The sequence below is a fragment of the Campylobacter avium LMG 24591 genome, assembly GCF_002238335.1.
Classification (GTDB): Bacteria; Campylobacterota; Campylobacteria; order Campylobacterales; family Campylobacteraceae; genus Campylobacter_D; species Campylobacter_D avium.
Map to the genome: position 1 here is coordinate 416139 of NZ_CP022347.1, position 22158 is coordinate 438296.

The following is a 22158-nucleotide window of genomic DNA, read 5'->3' on the forward strand; positions in this document are numbered from 1 at the left end:
TCCTTCCTTTTTTTATTTTTTATCAAACAACAAATGAGAATTTTCCTCTATTATCTTTTTCATACCTCTAAAAACTAATAATTTATCATATATAGCCTTGTCGAAAAAATTGGCTAAAAACTGCCCATCGCCACCGGTGAAATATAATTTCTTGCCATAAGCAGCATCTTTTATCAATAAATATATGCTTTTAAAGACACCATAGCTTAAGGCATCAACAGTTCTTTGAGGAAAGGCATCTAGGCTTATTTGAGTATTAAATTCACACTTAAGTCTTGAAGAAATCTTTGTGTAAGCGTCTCTATAGCTTACTATGCCGGGCAAGATAAATCCTCCAAGATGCATGTAGTTAGACACTATATCAACAGTAATTGCACTTCCAGCGTCCACAACAACGCCATCTTCTATGGTATAACAAGCAGCTATCCTATCAACCCCAAGACCGCAGTAAATAGTGTCAAATCTAAAATAAGGCTCTAAATTTATGAAATTTTCTTTCTCTCTTAAAATACTTTTCATATTGTCATTAACATTTATGTAAAATACTTTTTCATCATTGTTGTATTCCACAAATTCATCAATACTTAATGAAAAATATTTGCTATCGTCCAAAAAATTGGCGTTAGAATTTCCTATATCGCACAAAAGCATCTTTCCGCAAAACCTTATAAAAGTAATTAAATTAAATTTAATATTTTATTAGAGTAGTAGAATTTATCATCTTGCATAAAGGCATTGCTGTCTTTAGCTCCACTCACTCTATAAATCTTAAATTCTTGCAAATTTAAATCACTTTTTATTAAATAACCTGTTTTTTCAAAGACATATAAATGATCTTTAAAAATATTGATTTCATTATAGATAGCAAACTTAAATTTTTTCTCAAAAAGTTTATTTAAATGTAAATCTGTTTTTATAATGTTACCATTCTTAGCAAATATAAAAATATTATCCTTGTAAACGGCTATATTACGGATTTCTTCGCCTAGCGAGAAAGTTCTACCCTCATCCACTACGACAACTCTATTGCTGCTAGCAACTATCATTTTATTATCTTTTATTTCTAGATATATTATGTTATTAAAAAATTCATCCCTACTTATGATGAAGCTTCTTATGATTTTTTGCGTTTGCGTATCAAAGACATTTAGTTTGCCATCTAGACTAGGAAAGATAATCATATTTGTTAAAAAAACAGGGCTTGCAACACGCATATCTTGTGCTGGTGCGGGTGCTAAAAGTTGCTGAAATTTAATGCCTAGGCTTCTATTGGCTAGTACAATGCTATTATTTGCCAAAATCAAAGCCAAATCATCTCCTTGCAAAGCCACGCTTAAAACAGCAGCGTCAAATTTATGCGAGTAAAGCTCATCCCCATCGGCATTTACTATCTTTAGCAAACCGAAATTATCAGCTATTACAAATTCATCAGCCTCATATTTTAGTATGCTAAATTCTTTTTCTAATTTAAAATTTTCTATAAGTCCTTGCTTGGATAAAATTTGTCCATTATTAAGCACGGCAAATTCATCGCTTGAGCTGTTAATCTGCGATTTTAATCTACTATCATAACTTAATTTATCTTCTATTTTATCCGGCTCAAAATACTGTTTTTTTGTCCCGCAAGCACTAAATAAAACAAGTGCTAAGGCGGCGAAAATTACATTTTTCATCATTGTTTTCCGTGATAGTGCTTGAAGTTATCAGCTAGTTGTTTGATTTCTGAAAGATTTGGAATTTTATCTAAAATCACCCTTGCTTCCTCTATCTTGTCTTGCTTTAACAAGTCATAGGCTTGTAAAAGTTTATTATAATCTCCTAGCAAATTTGAATTTGACCCGCTTAAAAGCTCTTTTACCAAGGGGTCTAACTTTAGGTCTTGAAGTTTTTTGCTAAGCTCATCAAAACTCATATCATTTCTATTAAGTAGATAAATGGCGTATAAATTTGGATTTTTTTCTTTTAAAAGCTCTTCTTTCGTGCTGTTTTGTTCTTTCATAAGCGATATTAAGAGTTCGTTGTTTTCTTTTATTCTATTTTCGTTTAGGCTTGAATCTACGGATATGTATATAAAATATGCTATGAGTAGCACCAGCACAGCAAGGATTATGTATTTGTATTTCTTAAAAAACCTCTCGCCTTTTATAAAGTTTTCAATCATCTTTTCCTGCGCGCTTAAGTTATTTTTAATCGACTGTAAATCATCTTTTAAAGCCACTTTACATCCTTTTCATATAAAATTAACTCAAAATTGTATCATTAAAAAATTACAAAATAAGAAAAATTTTATTTTGTTTTTATGTGGAATTATAAACTATATTTTGATATAATCACAGATAGTTCATTTTTTAAAGGTTTTTTGTAGTATGAACATAGACGATAAGTTATTAAATAAGCTAGAAAAACTTAGTGCCCTTAGGATATCCGATGATAAAAGGGAAGAGACCATGTCAAATTTAAGCGAGATAGTTAGCTTTGTGGAGAATTTAAACGAGCTTGATTTAAGTGCCTTTGAAGCCACTGTTAGCACTATAGATGCTTGCACTCCTTTTAGAGAGGATCTTAGCAAACAAAGCGATGTGATAGACTGTGTTTTAAAGCACGCTCCTTCGCATGATGAAAGCTTTTTTTTGGTTCCAAAAGTTATAGAGTGAGGGTGTGGTTTGTTACTTGGTTTTTCTTGGTTTGATATTGTAATTTTGGCTTTAACTTTTTTGATAGCTATTAGAGGGATTATAAACGGCTTTATTAGGGAGTTATTCGGGCTCATAGGCATAGTAGGCGGCGTGATAATAGCTTCTAGATACTTTTCTGTGCTTGGCGAGTTTATAAATACTCACATTTATCATATCTCTAATGAAGACCTATTAAAATTTGTCGCTTTTATATCTATGGTTATCATTATATGGGTTTTTTGTTTGTTTTTGGCTGCTATTTTTTCAAAGCTTATCAAATTAAGCGGCTTAGGCTTTTTAAACCGCTTGTTAGGCTTTTTATTTAGCGGAGCTAAGATATTTTTAATATTTTCAATACTTGTTTTTTGTATAAATAAAATTAGCTTTTTAAGTGCAAGTATAAAACCTATGGTGCAGGACAGCAAGGTTTTTGCAAGTTTAGAAAAATTCGGTGCTTTTATTATGAACGATGAGCGAGTTCAAGACGGCATAGAAGCTGTTGAAAAAGGCATTAGCGAAGTGAATCAAAGCATACAATAATTAAAAGGAGTAGTTTTTATGTTTATAGAAAATGTAGAGTATGAGACACTGCTGGATAGATTTAAAAAAATTTTAAAAGAAAGCGGACTTAAGTATACAAGACAAAGAGAAGTTGTGCTTAAAACCTTATACCACAGCGATATGCACTACACTCCAGAGGCTTTATATGTGAAAATTAAAACTGATGAGCCGGATTTAAATATCGGCATAGCAACTGTTTATAGAACTTTGAATTTGTTAGAAGAATCAGAAATGGTTACTTCCATTTCCTTTGGTATAGCTGGTAAGAAATTTGAGCTTGCTACTAAGCCACATCACGATCACTTAATTTGCAAAAATTGCGGTACTATAGTTGAGTTTGAAAATCCTATCATAGAAAGACAACAAGCCTTGATTGCTAAGGAGTATAAATTTAAGCTAACAGGACATTTGATGCAACTATACGGTCTTTGCTCTGAGTGTAATAAATTGGATTTAAAGGTAAAAATATAAATGTTTGATAGCGTTTTAGAACAGCAAAAAATTCAAAAGGCAAATGAATTAAGAAAAAATGGCCTAAACCCATACGCGCATTTCCTTAAAAAAGATATGTCTATACAAGAATTTAGAGATAAATTTGCCTATGTAAAAGAGCAAGATGAACAAAAAGATGAAAGTGTATCTGTTTTCATAAGCGGCAGGGTTAAATTGCTTAGAATAGCTGGCAAATCAGTCTTTGCAAACATCGAGGATGAGCTTAGCAACATACAAATTTATTTCAACAAAGATATTTTAGGCGATGAATACTACAGCATAATTAAAAAGAATTTAGAAGTTGGCGACATAATCTTAGTGAGTGGCTATCCATTTACCACAAAAACAGGTGAATTTTCTTTGCACGTTCGCACGCTTACCATAGCCACAAAGGCTATTACACCATTGCCAGAGAAATACCACGGTTTAACTGACATAGAGCAAAGATACAGAAAAAGATACTTAGATATGATTATGAATGCCGATGTTAGAAAGGATTTTATAACTCGCTCAAAAATAACAAAAATACTTAGGAATTTTTTTGAAAATAAAGGCTTTTTGGAATTTGAAACGCCCATGATGCACCCAATCGCAGGCGGGGCAAACGCAAAACCTTTTAAGACTTTTCACAATGCCTTGGGGGTTGAGAGATTTTTAAGAATAGCCCCAGAGCTTTATCTTAAAAGACTTGTTGTGGGAGGCTTTGAGGCGATTTTTGAAATTAATCGTTGCTTTAGAAACGAAGGAATGGACCTTACACATAATCCAGAATTCACAACCATAGAATTTTATTGGGCTTTTCATACATACAGGGACCTTATGGACCTTACCGAGGAGCTTATTTATACTTTATTAGACGAGCTAAATTTGGGCAGAGTTTTAGAATTTGATGGTATGAGCATTGATTTTTCAAAGGGATTTGAAAGAATTTCATATAAGGACGCTTTGATAAAATACGGCAAACTTGATAAAGAGCTTATAGAAGATAAAAACAAGATTATTTCTAAGTTAAAAGAAGACGGCTTTGCTGCGGATGAAAATAAGGATTTGGGTTATTTGCAAGCTGAGTTGTTTGATAATTATGTGGAAGCTAAGCTTATAAATCCTACCTTTGTGATAGATTTTCCAATATCCATATCCCCGCTATCAAGAAGAAGTGATGAGGATAATACCATAGCAGAGAGATTTGAGCTATTTATAGCTGGCAAAGAAGTGGCAAATGGCTTTAACGAGCTAAACGACCCGCTAGATCAATATGAAAGATTTTTAAAGCAAATTGAGGCTAAGAATGCAGGCGATGAGGAAGCTTGCGATATGGATGAGGATTTTGTTCAAGCTTTAGCTTACGCTATGCCGCCAACGGCAGGCGAGGGCATAGGTATAGATAGGCTTGTGATGATTTTAACTAATAAAAAATCAATCAGGGATGTTATACTTTTCCCAGCTATGAGACCGCTTAAAACAGATTTAAAGGAGAATAAATGAGTTTGCAAGACTTTGACAAGGAAATTTACGATTTAGCGAATTTAGAGCTTAAGAGGCAGTGTGAAGACCTAGAAATGATAGCTAGTGAAAATTTCACATTACCAGAGGTTATGGAGGCTATGGGCAGCATTCTTACCAACAAATACGCAGAAGGCTATCCTAGCAAGAGATATTACGGAGGCTGTGAATTTGTAGATGAGATAGAAAATATAGCCATAAACAGATGTAAGCAGCTTTTTAACTGTGAATTTGCAAATGTTCAGCCAAATTCAGGCTCGCAGGCAAATCAAGGTGTTTATATGGCTTTACTAAATCCAGGCGATAAAATTTTAGGTATGGATTTGAGCCACGGAGGACACTTAACCCACGGAGCCAAGGTAAGTTCCTCAGGAAAGCTTTATGAAAGCTTTTTTTACGGGGTTGAGCTAGACGGTCGTATAAATTACGATAAGGTAAGAGAAATTGCACACATAGTAAAACCTAAGATGATAGTGTGCGGTGCTAGTGCTTATGCTAGGGTGATTGATTTTGCTAAATTTAGAGAAATAGCAGATGAGGTTGGAGCTTACCTTTTCGCTGACGTAGCTCATATTGCCGGACTTATAGTAGGAGGTGTTCATCCAAGTGCCTTCCCTCACGCACATGTAGTTAGCTCAACAACTCACAAGACCCTAAGAGGCCCAAGAGGCGGTATCATCATGACTAATGATGAGGAGATAGCTAAGAAAATAAATTCAGCAATTTTCCCTGGAATTCAAGGCGGCCCATTAATGCATGTGATAGCGGCAAAAGCCGTTGGCTTTAAGTATAATCTCTCTTCTGAGTGGAAAGCTTATGCTAAGCAAGTTGTAGATAATGCACAGGTTTTAGCTAAGGTTCTTATGCAAAGAAATTATAAACTAGTAAGCGATGGAACTGATAATCACCTTGTATTAATGAATTTCTTAGATAAAGAATTTAGCGGTAAGGACGCTGATATAGCACTAGGCAAGGCTGGTATAACTGTTAATAAAAACACAGTTCCTGGCGAAAAAAGAAGTCCTTTCGTAACAAGCGGCGTTCGTATAGGAACCCCAGCCCTTACAGCTCGCGGTTTCAAAGAAAAAGAAATAGAAATAGTAGCAAATTCAATAGCAGATGTTTTGGATGACATAAACAATGAAAAAGTCCAAAGCCAAACCAAAGAAAAATTAAAAAAACTTGCTAGCGAATTTATAATTTACACAAAGGCTATGTTTTGATAACATCTATGGATTTGTCGCTTATAAAGATTATAAGCGACCATTATTACATAAAACGCGATAAGATTGTTAGTAAATTTGCACATAGGGGTAGGTATTTTTTCAATAAATTTGAAAAGATAAACGCACCGCTTAACTCTAGCATAATTAAAGAACATGCGGAAGGCAAGATAGTAGTTGCACATAGTTTGATTAACAGTAGCGATTATGTTGAAAATATCGTATTTGACTATAATGGCTTTAATTGTGATAGATTTTGGCAAAGAGCGCAACTTATACTAAGGGACGAGGGTTTTATAAATTTCACTGCGTACAAGACCAAGACGCCAGGTCATCTGCATCTTTACATCCACAAAGGACATACGACTTTGCAAGAGGGCTGTAACTTAGCTTCCAAGCTTTCTATGATGTTTTCTACCAAGATGCCTGTTGAGTGGAGGGCTTTTCCTACCTTAAATTTACCAAGAGAGTATAATATAATGATATTACCTTACGATGTCTTTAAGAAAGAACGAGGCACATCGTGGTCTAAACACATGTAAAAAGGCTTTGATATGGACGATAGAAAGAATAATTTTGATGATATTATATTAGATAAGACAAACAAAAGTGAAAAGATAAAGAAAATTTTACTTAGAGTTATAGCTCTTGCCATACTTTTTTTAGTGGTTATGATAGTTATGAAACTTATAAATAGTGATGATGTGAATAAAGAGGAAGCTGTATCTCAGGGGATTTTCCCAGCAGAACCTCAAAGCCCACAAGCTCAGAATTTCGAACCTACGGTTCCTATAACTCAGACAAATTCAACAGACCTTGATGATTTTGAGGAATTAAGAAGGAAGTTGCAAGGACTTGATGAAAATACCAGCACAGACCTGAATTTAAGCACAGCTACGCCTCTTCCTCAGATTGAAGAAGAGCTTGTAGAGGAACCTAAAGATACTAAAGCTCAAGATGCAAAACCTCAAGTTGTTCCAGCAGCGAATTCTGCTCAATCTACTAAGCCAGCTGAAGTAGCAAAGCCTACTACAAAGACTACTAATACTGATAATAAAGCTTCTAGCGATAAGAAAGAAAGTCCTAAGAAAACAACAGACGCTAAGGATTTGTTTGATAATGTAAAAACTAATGATGCAAAGATAGAAGCTGGTTCTTATATACAGGTTTTTTCTGTTGCTAAATTTGACCCTAAGTCAAGGGAGCTTTCTTTGTTACAAAAAAATGGCTATCAGCACAAGCTTTATAAGGCTACTGTCAATGGCAAAGAGCTTACCAGAGTTTTAGTAGGGCCTTTTAGCAAGGACGAACTAAATGATGAGCTTAAGAAAATTCGCGAAAATGTGCAAAAAGATGCCTTTATTTTTCAAGTAAAATGAAAGCTTTAGCCGTTTTTGGTAATCCAATCTCACACTCAAAATCCCCTAGAATTCATAATTATGCCATTAAGTCCTTAGGACTTAATGCTTTTTATACCAGGTATTTACTAGATGATGAAAAAGATTTAAGAGCAAGGCTTTTTGCCTTATCCTTAGACGGTGCAAACATAACTGTGCCTTTTAAAAAACAGGCCTTAGACTGCGCCGATTTTAAAGATGACTTAGCGTTAAAAATAGGCTCTGCAAATACCTTGCTAGTAAAAAATAACAAAATATATGCTTATAATACCGACGCACTGGGCTTTTTACAAGCCATATCCTCCTTTAAAGATATAAAAAAAGCTTTAATACTTGGTGCTGGCGGAACAGCAAGGGCTATCGCCTTTGCACTGCTTAGTAAGGGTGTGGATGTTTGTGTGGCAAATAGAAGTTCTGCTAATTTAGAAGCTTTTTCTTTTTGTAAGACAAGTTTGTATGATGATTTGCAAGATTTTGAATTTGAGTGCGTGATAAATAGCACTTCAGCAGGTTTAAATAATGATGATTTGCCTTGTAAAAAAGAGCTTTTAAGTGAAATTTTAAAAAATGCCAACTTTGCCTTTGATGTGATATATGGCAAGGAAACCGCTTTTCTTAAGCTTTGCAAATCTTTAAATGTGCATTGTAAAGATGGGCTTGATATGCTCTTGTGGCAGGCTGTGTTTGCTTTTGAGCTTTTCTTTAATATAAAAGATAGAGAAAGAGAAATCGCACAAGCTATGTATGAGGCCATAGCTTTGAAATGAGGTTAAAATGGACATACAGTCTTTAAAACAAGAGGAATTTACGTCATCTGTTTATATTAAAACTAAAAGATTTACATTTTTAAGGAATGGTAAAAAGCATAGTTGGGATTTTGTAGAGTCCCTAGATAGTGTTTCTGTGCTGTTGTACCATAAGAGTTTATGCTCTTTTGTCTTTGTTAAGCAGTTTAGAATTCCACTTTGGGATTATCAGCTTAGAAACAACATGCAGCTTCCTAAAGATGAGCTAGGCAAGAGCGTCGAGCTTTGTTCTGGCTTGGTGGATAAGAATTTAAGCATAGAGGATATAGCCAAGGAAGAATGCTTGGAGGAGATTGGTTATTTGCCAAAATCTGTTGAAAAGATAAGTGAATTTTATAGTGGTTTTGGTAGTGGCGCTAGCAAGCAGACTATGTTTTTTGCAGAAGTTGATGAGGATGATAAAAAGGGCTTAGGAGGCGGACTTGACGATGAGGAGATAGAAGTTGTTTTTGTAAAAGTAAAAGATTTTGAAGACTTTGCTAAAACGGTTGCTCACTCATCATCTTTTGAATTCGCGTACTTATGGTTTATGAAGCATAAATCTAAGCTTTATAATATAAATAGTTAAAAGAACCTAAGTTCTTTTAACTTATTTGCTTTCTTCGTTTTCTTCAGCTTGTGTATGGTTAGGTGTAGAATTTGCACCTTGTTTGCGGTGAAAATCAAGTAGCTCTGTAAAAATACCAAATAATTTTTGAGAATTTTTCTCAGCAGCCTCACATCTTTGTAAAATTTGCTTTTGTGTGTCCTCATCAATTTTTTCAGAAGCGGCTAATTTTATGGCTATATTCATATTTTCATGCACTTCTTTGTGCGGCTCCTCAATCTTTGAAAACAAATGAGAATAGCCAAAAATTTCCTTGCCCTCATCTGCAAACCATTTTCCTAAACGACAAGAAGTATGATCTGGGAGTGTCTCGCCTTTTCCAGCTATTATCGCTCTATATCCATTTAGCTTAAATACGACATGATCTAGCTCAACCAAAGATATAAAAGTCTCAGAGGTAATACCCATAGCGTGGTGGTTAGATGAATTTGCCTCATCTTTTAGTTCTTCAAATTTGCTTGAGAACTGTGATATATACTCGCTTGATGATATGCTCACTTTTTCCACTTGTTCGCTTTGAGTAAACATTTCATTTGCATTTTGCTTTAATAAATTTATATTCATCTCAACTTCGGCCGTTGCTTTTTGTGTTTTTTCAGCCAGTTTTCTAACCTCGTCAGCAACGACAGCAAAGCCACGTCCATGTTCTCCTGCACGCGCGGCTTCAATGGCAGCGTTTAAAGCTAAAAGATTGGTTTGGTCGCTAACATCTTTAATCAAATTTATAACATTTGTTATCTCATCAACACTTCTGTGCAAGGTTCCTGCTGTGTCTCTTGAACGGTCAGCTGATTCTACTATAGAATTTAAAGAATCGTTTATAGATGAGGTTACTTGGCTTAGCTCATTCATAGCACTTACGGTTGATTCTGAAGAATTTGCTATGATGTCTGCTTGCTTTACATTGTTAGTCATGTCGCCTTGTATTTTGGTAACATTTGCCAAGATACCATCTATGAGATTATCTAGCAACAATGATACTTGTTTGGAAGCGGCATCGCTACTAGTTTGAGATTTTAAATTTTCTTTTAGCTGCGCATTTTCGCTTTTTAGCTGCTGCACTTGCACCTGTAGTTTTTGAATTTCTTGTTGTAAATCAGCAGACTTTTCCTCTTTTTTGCTTCCGAAAAACATCAAGCCTCCTTCCAAGTATAGATTTTGTTTTATTTTTTAGATAAGCTGGCTAGGTACTGTCCTAACTCTTCTTTAATTCTTAACTTTTCTTTTTTTAATTTAGTAAGTTCTATATCATCTAGGTAAACTCTATTTTCTTCAGCGTCTTTGATTTTATCATCAAGTTCATTATGTTTTTCAAAAAGACTATCAAAATGCCTGTCCTTGCCCTTAAGTTCCGTCATTAAGGCTCTATACTCGTGCCACATAAATTCTCCTTAAAAAAATATACATCCATTGTATCATAAAAAACAGCAAATTACATAAAAATGCAACGCAAATTCAAAATAAAATTACGCGGAGTTGATACCCCGTGTTTATTTGGAGTTTTTTCTTAGAGTTCTTAATGTCGAAGCTGCTACCCGTATCTTTTTAACAGTTCCGTCCTCTAGTTTTATACGAACTGTTCTTAAATTTGGTAAAAATCTTCTTTTTGTTTTATTGTTCGCGTGACTTACATTGTTACCAACCATTGGTCCTTTGCCTGATAAAGCACAAATTCTAGCCATATAACACCTCTTTTATTAAATTTTAATTAAAGGCGAGATTATACCAAAATAAAATAAAATTAAAGCTTAAAATATCAGTTTTTTTAAAGCACAGCTTTAGTATAATGCGCGATATAAAAATAAAAGGCTTGTGATTATGTATGTGGCACCTTCTTTATTATCTGCTGATTTTTTAAATTTAAAAGATGAGATTGTTAAAGTGTGCGAAGCTGGAGCTGATTTGCTTCACATAGATGTTATGGATGGTCATTTTGTGCCGAATTTAACCTTTGGACCTTGCGTATTAAAAGATATTTCTAAGATAAGTTCTGTGCCTTTGGATATACATTTAATGGTTGAAAATGTGCCTTTTTTTGTGGATCTTTTTTTGCCATTAAAGCCTAAATTCATTAGCTTTCATATAGAAGCTGAAAAACACCCTATAAGACTGTGTGAGTATATAAGAAAACACGGCGTTGGCGCTGGCATAGTTCTTAATCCACACACGCCAATTTCTAGCATAATACATCTTTTAGAATTCAGCGATTTAGTGCTTTTAATGAGCGTAAATCCCGGCTTTGGCGGGCAGAGCTTTTTGAATTTAGTTTATGACAAGATAAAAGAATTAAGAAAGCTAGTGGATAGCAAAAACCTAAAATTATTTATAGAGGTTGATGGGGGAGTAAATGGCTTAAATGCCAGCGACTTGGACGAGGCCGGAGCCGATATTTTGGTAGCTGGTTCTTATATATTTTCCTCAAATGATTATAAAAATTCTATAAATTCTTTAAAGCTTGAATTTTGAGTTGCGAAGTAGAACATATCATAGAAGCCTTGAGCAAACAAAGCAAGCCGTATAATTGGCTCATAGATAAACTTTCTTTGCTTGATGAACTTCAGGGCTTAGAGCTTGATGAGTATATGATAGAATTGCTAGGTCTTGGAGTGAGGCTGAACTCAAAAAACGAATTCGAGCTTAAGGCAAAGCATACAAAGATTAAAGATGAAATTTTTTGCGTGGTTGATATAGAAAGCAGCGCAAGCCTTAAAAGAGGAGGGCAGATAATAGAAATTGGTGCGTATAAAATTCAAAATTCAAAGGAAATTGACAGCTTTCATTCTTTAATAAGAGCAGATTTCATCCCAAGCACCATACAAGAGCTAACAGGCCTTACTTCATCTATGTTGCAAAACGCACCGTCCTTGCCGCATATTTTAAACGAATTCAGGCTTTTTTTAAAAGATAGTATCTTTGTGGCGCACAATGTGGCTTTTGATTATAATTTTATTTCGGCTTCCTTGTATCAATGCGGTTTTGGCATTTTGCTAAATCAAAAGCTTTGCACCATAGACCTAGCAAAAAGATTGATAGATAGTGAAAAATACGGACTTAATGCCTTAAAGGATTTGTTAAATATACAAAACACCCACCACAGGGCTTTAGATGACGCAAAAGCAGCTTCAGAGGTGCTTAAATACTGTATTTCAAAGCTGCCATTTTACATATCTAGCACGCAGGATTTGATAAATTTCAGCAAGTCAAACATAAAAAAATACGCACAAAGAAATAAAATCGTGTAAATTTAAAACAGTTGCGTTAGAATTTTTACTAAAATTTCTCTAATATAGCTTTTAATTTACACAAATTTATTAAATTTAGAAAAAATTATAAAAAAAGAGGTTTTAGATGAGAAGATTTGATTTAATAATAATCGGTGCAGGTCCCGCTGGCATAGGTGCTGGGGTTGAGGCAAAGCTGAAAAATAAAGAGCTTTTGATACTAGAAAAGGCTGATGATATTTGTCAAACTTTTTTGAAATTTTATAAAGATGGCAAAAGGGTTGATAAGGAATACAAAGGCCACGATAGCACAAACAGAGGGCATGTTCCTTTTGAGGATGGCACTAAGGAAAGTTCTTTGCAAACTTTTAGAGACGCCATTAAGGAGCACAATTTAGAGCTTGAATTTAACAGTGAGGTTGAAAGCGTTAAGAAAAACGGTGAATTTTTTGTTGTGAATACAACAAAGGGAAGCTATGAATGTAAAAACATAGTAGTGGCCATAGGTAGAATGGGCAAGCCAAATAAGCCTGATTACAAAATACCTAGTTCTTTAAATAAAATCATAAATTTTAATGCAAATTCTGTTTTAGGAAATGAGAAGATTATAATTGTCGGCGGGGGAAATTCTGCCGCTGAATACGCTGTTGATTTGTGTAAAAATAATGATGTAACCCTTTGTTACAGACGAGATAAATTTACAAGATTAAATGATACCAACCTAAATGATGTAAATGAATGCAATCAAAATGGAAAGCTTAAACTAAAGCTAGGCGTGGATATACAAGAAATAGAGGATGAAAACTCCAAGGCTAAGATAAAATTTAACGATGGTAGCACTGAAAGCTATGATAGAGTGATTTATGCTATCGGTGGTTCAACTCCTGTTGATTTCTTACAAAAATGCGGCATAGAAGTGGATGATAAGGGCGTGCCTGTGTTTGATGAGAACAAACAAAGTAATGTAAAGGGCATCTTTGTAGCCGGAGATATAGCTAGTAAAAATGGAGCTAGCATAGTGGTGGCTCTTAATGACGGCGTTATCATAAGCACTTATTTAAGCTAAGTATGAAAATTCTTTTCTCTCCTAGTGAGGCTAAGAATTCTTCATCGAGCTTAGCTGAGATTAGTGAGAATTCTTTTATCTTTAAGGAGCTTTACAAGGAACGCTTAAAGCCCTTAAAAGCTTACAATGACTTTGTGAATACTGCTTCTTTAAAAGATTTAGAAAAATTTTTTGAGCTTAAAAAAGAAGATGATATTTTGGCCTTTAAAGGAGACATTTTTAAGGCTAAGACCTCAATGGCCATTACTAGATATAGCGGGGTGTCTTATAAATATCTTGATTTTGCCTCTCTTGATGAAAGTGCAAAAGAGTATGTTAAGAATAACACCATTATATTTTCAAATCTTTTTGGCCCTATTTTGGCTAAAGATAGCATTACAAACTACAAATTCAAACAAGGCGCTAAGCTTAACAATGAAGATATAGCAAATTTTTACAAAAAGACTTTTTCAAAGGCTTTAGATGAGTTTTTGCAAGATGAGCAGGTGCTTGATTTAAGAGCTTCATTTTATGATAAATTTTATGTGCCAAGCAAGAAATTTTACACTTATAAATTTTTTAAAGATAAAAAGGTGCTAAGTCATTTTGCCAAGGCTTATAGAGGCTTGTTGCTTAGGATTATGGCGCAAAATCAAGTTGAAAGTAATGAAGCCTTGCTAAGTGTTTTGCCAAAGGAACTAAGAGTAATTGACATAAAAGATAGTCCTAAAAAGACTGAAGTTAGCATCGAAATTCTTTCATAAAATCTATGCAAATACCCTCTCTAATGCCCTCATCAACTACTATCAGCTCTTCTTTTTCAAAGAGTGCATAGAGTAAAAAGCAGCCAGCGACTAGGTAGTTTTTGCGATTTTTGCCAACCAAAAGGCAGGCCTTTTCTTCGCTCATATACCAAAGCTTTAAGCCATAATACAAAAAATCCCCTCTATAAAGCTTTTTACCATTTATCAAACTAGCATTATATTCCTCATATAAAAGCCCTTGTTTTAGTGCTACTAATGCCGTAGGAACTCCTGAGTTTAGCACAATTTTTTTAGCCTTGCTTTTTCTTAAAAAACTCTTAGCTAAAAATACCTCTTTAAAGGCTAAGATAGCTATGTTTTTAAGCTTTCTATCTTTTAGTAAAAAATGAAATTTAAGTATCTTATCCCTTGTTTTTAGACTTGAAATTTTATAGTTTTTCCCTAAGTTTTCGGCTTTCATGGCCTTTTCATAAAAGCTTATTATGCCAAAGTCAAAGCTTTTAGTGGTATTTGCAAAAGAAAGCTCGCAAGATGCACCGCCTAGGTCGCAAAATAGAAGTTTTTTATCCTTTATACCTAATTTATTAAGAGCATTTTGCATACCTAAAACGCTTAATCTAGCCTCCTCTTTGGCATCAATTAGCTTAAATTCTATATTAAATTCATCCTTTATTTCCTTGAAAATAAGCTCTGTGTTCTTAGCCTTTCTAAAGGCAGCTGTTGCGACTGCTCTTGCTTTTGTAAGGTCAAAATTTTGTTCCTTTAAATTTCGCAAGGCGTTTTTTAAACGAGCTATGGCTTCATTGCTTATTAGATTATTTTGAGATAAATTTTTAGCAGCAGCCACTATAAATTCAGCCTCTTTTATCACAGTTAAATTCTCATCCATTAAAACGGCTCTTAGCGTATTTGAGCCTAAATCTATGCCTAAAATCATATTTTTTCCTTTAAAATAGAGTATAATTTTACTAAAAATTTAAGGATTTTTCATGCTTTTGGGTGTAAATATTGACCATATTGCCGTTTTAAGACAAGCTAGGATGGTAGATGAGCCTAATTTATTGGAGGCTGCGATTTTGGTATCTAGCTTGGTTGACCAAATAACCTTGCATGTAAGAGAGGATAGACGCCATACTAATGAAAATGACTTAAAGGACATACTTACTCATTGTAAGAGTATAGTGAATTTGGAGTGTTCCACCTCAAAAGAGATGATAGACATAGCCTTAAAAGCAAGGCCTTTTAGAATTACCTTAGTGCCTGAAAAAAGGCAAGAGCTTACCACTGAGGGCGGTTTAAATTTAAATTTAAAGAATTTAAAAGACATCATAAAAACACTTAAAGATGAGGGTATAGAAGTATCTTTATTTATCGATGCAAAGCTTGAGAATATTCACAAGGCCTGCGAGCTTGAAGCTGATTTTATAGAGCTTCATACGGGGGTGTTTGCAAATTTACACAGTGCTATTTTTACAAATATCTTAAAAACACCTTACGCGATAAAAGAATTAGATGTAAAAAAAGATAAATTATTTAAAATTCTAGATGAGGAGCTTAGCAGCATAAAAGACTGTGCCTTAAAGGCTAAGGAGCTTGGTTTAAAGGTAGCAGCTGGGCATGGGCTTAACTATAAAAATGTCAAAGAAATAGTCAAGATAAAAGAGATACAAGAACTAAACATAGGCCAAAGCATAATAGCAAGAGCCGTATTTGTAGGCTTAAAAGAGGCTATTTTACAGATGAAGGAATTGTGTGGCTAAGATTGCTGTTAGCGTCGGGGATTTAAACGGAATTTCTTTAGAGCTTATCTTAAAAAGTCATAAAAAGCTTAGTAAAATTTGCACTCCGTATTATTTCATACATAAAAATTTACTACTAAAAGCCTGCAAGCTTTTAGATAAAAAACTTCCAAAAGATTTTCATATAGTTGAATTTTACGGTAGCAAAGATTGCGTTTTTAAAGGAAATAAATTTTATTCCAAGCTTGATGTATCTTATGAAAGTGATTATGAGATAAGGCCTTCGCAAATTGACAAAAAAAGCGGGGCGTATTCTTTTGCCTCATTTAAGGCAGCTTGCAATTTCGTTTCTATGAATTATGCCAAGGCTTTGGTAACATTGAGCATTCATAAAAAGGCCTGGCAGGAAGCTGGAATTTTATACAAGGGGCATACTGAGGCCTTGAGGGATTTTTTCAAGCAAGAAGCCATAATGGTTCTTGGCAATAAAAAGCTTTTTGTAGCCCTATTTACCGAGCACATAGCGCTCAGAGATGTAAGTAAGCATATAACCGTTGAAAAACTTTGTAATTTTTTTATAAATCTTTATAAGAGTAGCAATTTTAAAAAAATAGGTGTCTTGGCCTTTAACCCTCACGCGTCCGATTTTAAGACCATAGGCGGAGAGGAGGAAGAGATAATGCTAAGGGCTATTAGGATAAGCAATGTTTATCTTAAGCAAAAAGAGCAAAGCAAGCAAGTGCTTGAAAAGTTGATTGCCGATGAGAATTTTTTAAGGCACTGTGAGGCTAGTTCTAGCGGTAAAAATATATATCTTGAGGATTTATTAGTGGCTGATACGGCTTTTAGGGCTGATGCTTTGAAAAGATGTAACCGTTTGGTTAGCATGTATCATGATTTAGCCTTAGCGCCTCTTAAGGCCTTGTATTTTGATGAAAGTGTGAATATAAGTTTAAATTTGCCTATCATAAGGACAAGCCCAGACCATGGCACAGCCTTTGATAAGGCCTATAAAAACGCTAAGATAAGCAATAAAAGCTACATAGAAGCGGTTAAAACAGCTTTAAAACTAGCAAAGATTAAGTCTCATCAAAACAAGAAGCTATAAGCTCTAAGGGAGCTTTAAAGTTTGTGTTTGATTTGCTTTGGTGCAAGGCATTGCTAAGCTGCATTCTGCAAGCTGAGCACTCAGCACTAAGAATTTGCGCCTCACTTTTTTCTATGTCTTTTACTCTTTTTAAGCCCACTTTTAAGGCCTCATCGTAGTAATCACTTTGCATACTAAGCCCGCCAAAACCACAGCAAGAATTTGTGTCGTCTAGCTCTTTAAATTTAAAATTAACCTTTAAAAGCTCTCTTACTTCCTTGTGATAGCCCTGCATTTTTTTAGAATGACAAGGGTCGTGATAAGTAAGTTTATAATCTTTCTTTGGCAGTTTTTGAAGCACTTGAAGTAAAGGCGTAAATTCATAAAAATACTTACTTGCTATGAAAATTCTCTCGCTAACTTTTCTAGCTCTTTTAGCCCACTCTTCATCATTTATAAGCTTGAAAAAATGCTCATAATCAACCCTTATCATAGCCGAACATGTGGCCTCGGGGATTATGATAGCTTCTACTTTTTTGAGCTTTTCCTCAAAATAACTTATATTTTTTTTGGCTAAGCTTTCAACGGTTTTAAAATCTCCGGTAAAGTAATGCGGCGCACCGCAACAAACTTGCTTTTGCATTAAATCCACATTTATATTTAGCTTTTTAGCTATCTTTAGTATGCTAAATGCCGTGCTTGTATAAGAATAATTAGCAAGGCAACCAACAAATAATGCTATGCTTTTTTCGCCTTTATTATCTATAAAATTTGGGTTTGAGTTTAAAAAGCTTTTTTTCTTAAAGGCAATTAAGAGCCTATCTTTTTTAATCATAGGCAAAGAAAATTTAGCCCTCATCATAGAATTGTCTTGAATTTTAAAGGCACAGGATTGAAACACATAGCCAAATTTTGCTGCTAAATCCATAACTTTTCTATGAGAAAGCAGGTATAGCATAATCTTTTTATACCAAGCTATGCCCATTTGCTTGACTATGTCAAAGCGAACCGCCTCAATGGCAGTATCCACCCTGATATTGCTAGGGCAAACTTCCACGCACCTAGTACATAAAAAGCAAGATTCAAATACCTTTTTTAAGCCTTTATCAAGCTTTAAATTCTCATCTTTATAAGCAGAAATTAGGTCTAAAAAACCGCGTGGTGAGTTAGTTTCGTCTTTTTTTATGTCATAAACAGTGCAAGATTGTATGCACTTTCCGCATTTAACGCAGGCAGAACTTATATTTTTGATATTATTTAACATTACACAGTCTTTGAAAATACTTTTTTATCATCGCTAAATTTATACATATAAGCATCAAAACACATAGCTATGTTTCTAATCAACAAAACCCCGGTTTCATTTACAAAAATTTCCTTATCTTTTATATCGTAAAAGTCCTTGTATTCCTCCAGCTGCTTTAAAGCATCCTCAAAATATTGCCAAAAATTTATCTTAAATTTATCCTCTATATCTTTTATATTTAAGTAAAAATTCGACATCAAAGACATGATAACTTTTTTTCTTAGCATATCATCATCATGTAATACAATTCCCTTTTCAAAGGGCAATTTACCATTTAAAATAGCCTCTTCATAAGCTTTCATATCCTTGTAATTTTGAGCGTAATAATTGCCCCCGTCTCCAATGCTCGTAAGTCCTACGCCTATTAAGGCTGCACCGCCCTTTGTTGTGTATCCTTGAAAATTCCTATGCAAACTTCCATTTTTAAGAGCCTTAAATAACTCATCATCTTCTTTTGCAAAATGGTCCATTCCTATCATCTTGTAAGAATTTTTTGTCAAGAATTTCTCGCAATACTCCAAAATTTCAAGTTTTTCATCAGGGCTTGGCAGTGTGCTTTCATCAAATTTTCTCATATTTTTTTTAAGCCAAGGAACATGAGCGTAGTTAAATATAGCAAGCCTATCGGGATTTAATAGCATGACCTTGTCCAAGGTTTTAGCAAAACTTTGCAAATTTTGATAAGGAAGCCCGTAGATAAGGTCTATATTTATGGACTTTATGCCCCTATCTCTCATCATTTGTATAGCGTTTTTGCTAAGCTCAAAGCTTTGAATTCTGTGAATTTCTTTTTGCACTCTTTCGTCAAAATCTTGCACGCCAAAGCTTATCCTGTTAAAGCCTTCGTTGCAAAGAAGCTGGGCTTGCTCCTCGTTTAAAAATCTTGGGTCAATCTCGCAGCTAAGCTCAGCATTTTCATCAAAATTTGTGAAAGTGGATTTTATCTTTTTTATAAGTTTTTCAAGATAAGCAGCTGAAAAAAAGGTTGGAGTGCCGCCACCAAAATGAAGCTGTATGACCTTTTGTTCGGTGTTTATGGTATTTTTTAGTATATCAAGCTCTTTAAATAAAAAGTCGATGTATCTACTTTTAAGCTCCTCTTTAGCCGTGTATATGACATTGCAACCGCAAAAATAACAAGCAGACCTACAAAAGGGAAGATGAAAATAAAGCGATAATTCTTTATCCAAGGAACGAAGCCTTGATATGTAATCATCATAGCTAAAAGAGGTATTAAATTCAACAGCAGTGGGATAAGATGTGTATCTAGGTCCTGCTTTGGAAAAGCGAGTAAAGGCCTTATAATCTCTCATTTTCGTCTTTTCCTGCCAAAAAAGCATTTACATCTACAAATAAATTTGGATGTTCTTTTTTAATCTGCTCTAACAAAACATCTAAATCTATGCTTAAATCGCTCACACCTTTCATCATCTGTTTTTTAATCTCATCCATGGCCACAAGCCATACATCATTAAAATCTATAGGAACTCGTTGAAATATAGCCTTTTCAAGCCTTAGCTCGAAATTTTCTTTTCTTAATTCTCTAACATTTTCTAGCAAATCCTTAAGACTAGCGATGGATAAGATAGTATGCACCTTATCGTCTTCATCTATGATAAACCAAGGCTCGGGATTAGAGTAAGAACCCTGCCTTAAATTTAGTAATTTTGTAGTATCAGTGCTTTTTACCACCTCTAACACAGTTTTTTCGTTATCTTTTAAGCCTAAAGATTTGCTAAATTCATTTATCTTATCGATGGAAGTTGAGGATTTTACAAGATTGTTTTTCATATCTATCCCTTTAACATTTAATTGAGCTTAAAAAGCAAAGCAAAGATTTTACCACGTACAATCTATTTACCGCTTCGTTAAAAATCACCTCGCTATGTTCTTCAAAAATTTCCTCACTTACCTCGTAGCCTCTGTATGCTGGCAAACAGTGAAGCAAGATTGCGCCTTGGTTTGCAAAAGACATAGCCTGTTTATCTATCATAAAGTCTTTAAAGTCTTTTAGCTTTTTCTCTTTTTCGCTTTCTTGTCCCATAGAAACCCAAGTATCAGTTATAACAACATCTTTGCCTTTTATGGCCTTTGTTTTGTCATTGTAAAATTCTATTTTTGCTCCGCTTTTTTTAGCATTTTCTTTTACTATGTCTAAAATTTCAGGAGCTATCTTGTAATTTTCAGGATAAGCAACGCTAAGTTCATATCCTAAGATAGAAGCGGCAATCAACCAAGAATTACACATATTGTTTGTATCGCCTACAAAAGCTATTTTGCCTTCTTTTTTATACTCTTGTATGGTTAGCAAATCTCCTAAAACTTGCGTGGGATGATACAAATCACTAAGTGCGTTTATAACAGGTGCCTTTGAGTATTTGGCAAATTCTAAAAGCGTTTCGTGCTTATTAACCCTAAGCATGACAAAATCAACCATAGAGCCAATAACCCTTGCCGTATCCTTTATAGGCTCACCCCTGCTTAGCTGTAAGTCGTTTGCACTCAAAAACAAAGCCTTGCCTCCAAGTTCTGTTATGGCCAACTCAAAAGCCATTCTTGTTCTAGTTGAATTTTTTTCAAAAATCATAGCCAATCTTTTATCTACAAGCAGTTTTCTAGGCTCTTTTTTTATATTTACAGCACCTTTGATTAGCTCTAAAATTTCATCTTTTGTGTAGTCTTTCAAGCTTAAAAAATGCCTCATAAGTTATCCTTTAAAAGTTTTGCTACTTCCTTAGCGTGATACGAGATTATAAGTTTTGCTCCAGCTCTTTTGAATGCTATCATACTTTCTAAAAGCACCTTTTCATAGTCAATCACACCAGCTTTTTCTCCAGCCTTAAGTAAGGCGTATTCCCCGCTTACATTATAAACGCAGATTGGCAACTTGGTATTTAAGCTAAGTTCTTTGACAATGTCAAGATAAGCAAGTGCTGGTTTTATCATCAAGATATCAGCACCTTGCAACTCATCTTCTAAGCTTTCAAGCAAGGCTTCTTTGGCATTTGCAAAGTCCATTTGGTATGTCTTTCTGTCTCCATAACTAGGGCTTGAGCCAGCAACCTCTCTAAAGGGACCATAATACGCCGAAGCAAATTTTGTAGAATACGACATAATGGGCAAATTTTCAAAGCCGTTAGTATCTAAAGCCTCTCTTAAGGTGTGTATAATGCCATCCATCATACCGCTTGGTGCTATCATATCAACACCAGCCCTTGCATGAACTAAGGCTTGTTTTGCTGAAATTTCAAGCGTAGCGTCATTATCAACTGTTTTTGTTTTAGGATTTATTATGCCGCAGTGCCCGTGTTCTGTGTATTCGCAAAAGCATAAATCGCTAATTACAAACAAGTTTGGAAACTTTTTTTTGATTTCTCTTATGCTGCTTGCTATCAAAGAATCATCATCTAAGGCTTCACTTCCTATACTATCTTTTTCTTCGCTTTCTAAAACTCCAAAAAGTATTATGGCCTTAATGCCTAATTCTTGCAATTCTTCGCACTCTTTTAAGATATTATCTAAGCTCATTTGAAACACGCCGGGCATGGATGAAATTTCGTTTTTCACGCCTTCGCCTCTTACCACAAATAAAGGATATATAAAATCTCGTATTTCTAGGCTAGTTTCTTTTAACATAAGTCTTAAATTTTCATTAAATCTAAGCCTTCTAAATCTTTTAAACATAAGTTTCCTTTTTTTGGCTAAAATCTCCTTAAATTATAGTATAAAGGT

27 protein-coding genes and 1 pseudogene are annotated in these 22158 nt (G+C 34.4%); 15 read left to right on the top strand and 13 right to left on the bottom strand.

The features are described from left to right. Positions 1 to 12: 12 nt before the first annotated feature. From CAV_RS02110 to CAV_RS02120, 3 genes are read right to left on the bottom strand one after another with little or no spacing between them, the layout of a single operon-like run. Complete coding sequence (locus CAV_RS02110; protein ID WP_094324872.1) at positions 13 to 651, bottom strand: type III pantothenate kinase; 639 nt, start codon at positions 649 to 651, stop codon at positions 13 to 15. A gap of 26 nt (positions 652 to 677) precedes the next feature. Beyond that, entirely contained in the window at positions 678 to 1676 is a 999-nt protein-coding gene (locus CAV_RS02115; protein WP_245807421.1) for a YncE family protein, read from the bottom strand. Beyond that, the gene (locus CAV_RS02120) at positions 1673 to 2218 is read right to left on the bottom strand and encodes a hypothetical protein (RefSeq protein WP_094324873.1); all 546 of its coding nucleotides are present in this window, start codon (positions 2216 to 2218) and stop codon (positions 1673 to 1675) included. Before CAV_RS02120 ends, CAV_RS02115 begins: the two co-directional genes overlap by 4 nt. A gap of 148 nt (positions 2219 to 2366) precedes the next feature. On the opposite strand from CAV_RS02120, the gene gatC reads away from it, so the two are divergent. The 9 genes from gatC to CAV_RS02165 are packed head-to-tail and all read left to right on the top strand — an operon-like array spanning position 2367 to position 9225. After that, positions 2367 to 2654: an Asp-tRNA(Asn)/Glu-tRNA(Gln) amidotransferase subunit GatC gene (gatC, locus tag CAV_RS02125; protein ID WP_094324874.1), complete on the top strand. Its 288-nt coding sequence runs from the start codon at positions 2367 to 2369 to the stop codon at positions 2652 to 2654. 9 nt (positions 2655 to 2663) lie between these two features. Further along, entirely contained in the window at positions 2664 to 3215 is a 552-nt protein-coding gene (locus tag CAV_RS02130; RefSeq protein WP_094324875.1) for a CvpA family protein, read from the top strand. 18 nt (positions 3216 to 3233) lie between these two features. Then, positions 3234 to 3707: a Fur family transcriptional regulator gene (locus CAV_RS02135; RefSeq protein WP_094324876.1), complete on the top strand. Its 474-nt coding sequence runs from the start codon at positions 3234 to 3236 to the stop codon at positions 3705 to 3707. Then, entirely contained in the window at positions 3708 to 5213 is a 1506-nt protein-coding gene (gene lysS, locus CAV_RS02140) for a lysine--tRNA ligase (protein ID WP_094324877.1), read from the top strand. It abuts the gene before it with no gap. Then, the gene (locus CAV_RS02145; protein WP_094324878.1) at positions 5210 to 6454 is read left to right on the top strand and encodes a serine hydroxymethyltransferase; all 1245 of its coding nucleotides are present in this window, start codon (positions 5210 to 5212) and stop codon (positions 6452 to 6454) included. Before lysS ends, CAV_RS02145 begins: the two co-directional genes overlap by 4 nt. After that, positions 6451 to 6996, top strand: coding sequence for a DUF1882 domain-containing protein (locus CAV_RS02150; protein ID WP_094324879.1), 546 nt, complete (start codon positions 6451 to 6453; stop codon positions 6994 to 6996). The genes CAV_RS02145 and CAV_RS02150 overlap by 4 nt, the downstream gene beginning before the upstream one ends. Before the next feature lie 12 nt (positions 6997 to 7008). Further along, positions 7009 to 7833 carry an SPOR domain-containing protein gene (locus CAV_RS02155; protein WP_094324880.1) on the top strand — a complete coding sequence of 275 codons (825 nt, stop codon included), beginning with the start codon at positions 7009 to 7011 and terminating at the stop codon, positions 7831 to 7833. Further along, complete coding sequence (locus CAV_RS02160; protein WP_094324881.1) at positions 7830 to 8618, top strand: shikimate dehydrogenase; 789 nt, start codon at positions 7830 to 7832, stop codon at positions 8616 to 8618. The genes CAV_RS02155 and CAV_RS02160 overlap by 4 nt, the downstream gene beginning before the upstream one ends. A gap of 7 nt (positions 8619 to 8625) precedes the next feature. Beyond that, positions 8626 to 9225 (top strand): NUDIX hydrolase, encoded by a 600-nt coding sequence (locus tag CAV_RS02165; protein WP_094324882.1) that lies wholly within the window; start codon positions 8626 to 8628, stop codon positions 9223 to 9225. A 21-nt stretch (positions 9226 to 9246) separates the two neighbouring features. Here CAV_RS02165 and CAV_RS09300 read toward each other — a convergent pair whose 3' ends face one another. The 4 genes and pseudogenes from CAV_RS09300 to rpmB all read right to left on the bottom strand — a co-directional run bounded on the left by CAV_RS09300 (position 9247) and on the right by rpmB (position 10946). After that, positions 9247 to 9672 (bottom strand): CZB domain-containing protein, encoded by a 426-nt coding sequence (locus CAV_RS09300; protein ID WP_390088837.1) that lies wholly within the window; start codon positions 9670 to 9672, stop codon positions 9247 to 9249. Positions 9673 to 9741: 69 nt separating this feature from the next. Further along, a pseudogene (locus CAV_RS09305) lies at positions 9742 to 9987 on the bottom strand (methyl-accepting chemotaxis protein); the annotation flags it as partial. 440 nt (positions 9988 to 10427) lie between these two features. Next, positions 10428 to 10646, bottom strand: coding sequence for an HP1242/YdcH family protein (locus CAV_RS02175; RefSeq protein WP_094324884.1), 219 nt, complete (start codon positions 10644 to 10646; stop codon positions 10428 to 10430). A gap of 108 nt (positions 10647 to 10754) precedes the next feature. Next, the gene (gene rpmB, locus CAV_RS02180) at positions 10755 to 10946 is read right to left on the bottom strand and encodes a 50S ribosomal protein L28 (RefSeq protein ID WP_094324885.1); all 192 of its coding nucleotides are present in this window, start codon (positions 10944 to 10946) and stop codon (positions 10755 to 10757) included. 136 nt (positions 10947 to 11082) lie between these two features. Here rpmB and rpe point away from each other — a divergent pair, with 136 nt between their 5' ends. From rpe to CAV_RS02200, 4 genes are all read left to right on the top strand, one after another. Beyond that, positions 11083 to 11730 carry a ribulose-phosphate 3-epimerase gene (rpe, locus tag CAV_RS02185; RefSeq protein WP_094324886.1) on the top strand — a complete coding sequence of 216 codons (648 nt, stop codon included), beginning with the start codon at positions 11083 to 11085 and terminating at the stop codon, positions 11728 to 11730. After that, positions 11727 to 12506, top strand: a complete 780-nt coding sequence (locus tag CAV_RS02190; RefSeq protein WP_390088456.1) for a 3'-5' exonuclease — start codon at positions 11727 to 11729, stop codon at positions 12504 to 12506. The genes rpe and CAV_RS02190 overlap by 4 nt, the downstream gene beginning before the upstream one ends. A gap of 106 nt (positions 12507 to 12612) precedes the next feature. After that, positions 12613 to 13551: an NAD(P)-binding domain-containing protein gene (locus CAV_RS02195; protein ID WP_094324888.1), complete on the top strand. Its 939-nt coding sequence runs from the start codon at positions 12613 to 12615 to the stop codon at positions 13549 to 13551. 2 nt (positions 13552 to 13553) lie between these two features. After that, a complete protein-coding gene (locus CAV_RS02200) occupies positions 13554 to 14294 on the top strand; it encodes a YaaA family protein (protein ID WP_094324889.1) in 741 nt (246 codons plus the stop codon). Here the strand turns inward: CAV_RS02200 and CAV_RS02205 are convergent. Next, on the bottom strand, positions 14272 to 15228 hold the full coding sequence (locus CAV_RS02205; RefSeq protein WP_094325521.1) for a Ppx/GppA phosphatase family protein: 957 nt from the start codon (positions 15226 to 15228) through the stop codon (positions 14272 to 14274). The two genes, CAV_RS02200 and CAV_RS02205, sit on opposite strands and share 23 nt — an antisense overlap. A gap of 55 nt (positions 15229 to 15283) precedes the next feature. On the opposite strand from CAV_RS02205, the gene CAV_RS02210 reads away from it, so the two are divergent. After that, positions 15284 to 16054 carry a pyridoxine 5'-phosphate synthase gene (locus tag CAV_RS02210; protein WP_094324890.1) on the top strand — a complete coding sequence of 257 codons (771 nt, stop codon included), beginning with the start codon at positions 15284 to 15286 and terminating at the stop codon, positions 16052 to 16054. Continuing rightward, positions 16047 to 17141 (top strand): 4-hydroxythreonine-4-phosphate dehydrogenase, encoded by a 1095-nt coding sequence (gene pdxA / locus CAV_RS02215; protein ID WP_094324891.1) that lies wholly within the window; start codon positions 16047 to 16049, stop codon positions 17139 to 17141. The genes CAV_RS02210 and pdxA overlap by 8 nt, the downstream gene beginning before the upstream one ends. Here pdxA and CAV_RS02220 read toward each other — a convergent pair. Genes CAV_RS02220 through hemB form a run of 5 tightly spaced genes read right to left on the bottom strand, consistent with a single transcriptional unit; the run spans position 17113 to position 22110 of the window. Then, positions 17113 to 18384, bottom strand: a complete 1272-nt coding sequence (locus CAV_RS02220) for a (Fe-S)-binding protein (protein WP_094324892.1) — start codon at positions 18382 to 18384, stop codon at positions 17113 to 17115. The two genes, pdxA and CAV_RS02220, sit on opposite strands and share 29 nt — an antisense overlap. Beyond that, positions 18384 to 19739: an oxygen-independent coproporphyrinogen III oxidase gene (hemN, locus tag CAV_RS02225; protein ID WP_094324893.1), complete on the bottom strand. Its 1356-nt coding sequence runs from the start codon at positions 19737 to 19739 to the stop codon at positions 18384 to 18386. Before hemN ends, CAV_RS02220 begins: the two co-directional genes overlap by 1 nt. Further along, complete coding sequence (locus CAV_RS02230) at positions 19726 to 20217, bottom strand: DUF2603 domain-containing protein (protein ID WP_094324894.1); 492 nt, start codon at positions 20215 to 20217, stop codon at positions 19726 to 19728. Before CAV_RS02230 ends, hemN begins: the two co-directional genes overlap by 14 nt. 10 nt (positions 20218 to 20227) lie before the next feature. Then, entirely contained in the window at positions 20228 to 21130 is a 903-nt protein-coding gene (gene argF / locus CAV_RS02235) for an ornithine carbamoyltransferase (RefSeq protein ID WP_094324895.1), read from the bottom strand. Continuing rightward, positions 21127 to 22110 (bottom strand): porphobilinogen synthase, encoded by a 984-nt coding sequence (hemB, locus tag CAV_RS02240; RefSeq protein ID WP_094324896.1) that lies wholly within the window; start codon positions 22108 to 22110, stop codon positions 21127 to 21129. Before hemB ends, argF begins: the two co-directional genes overlap by 4 nt. Between the last annotated feature and the right edge of the window lie 48 nt (positions 22111 to 22158).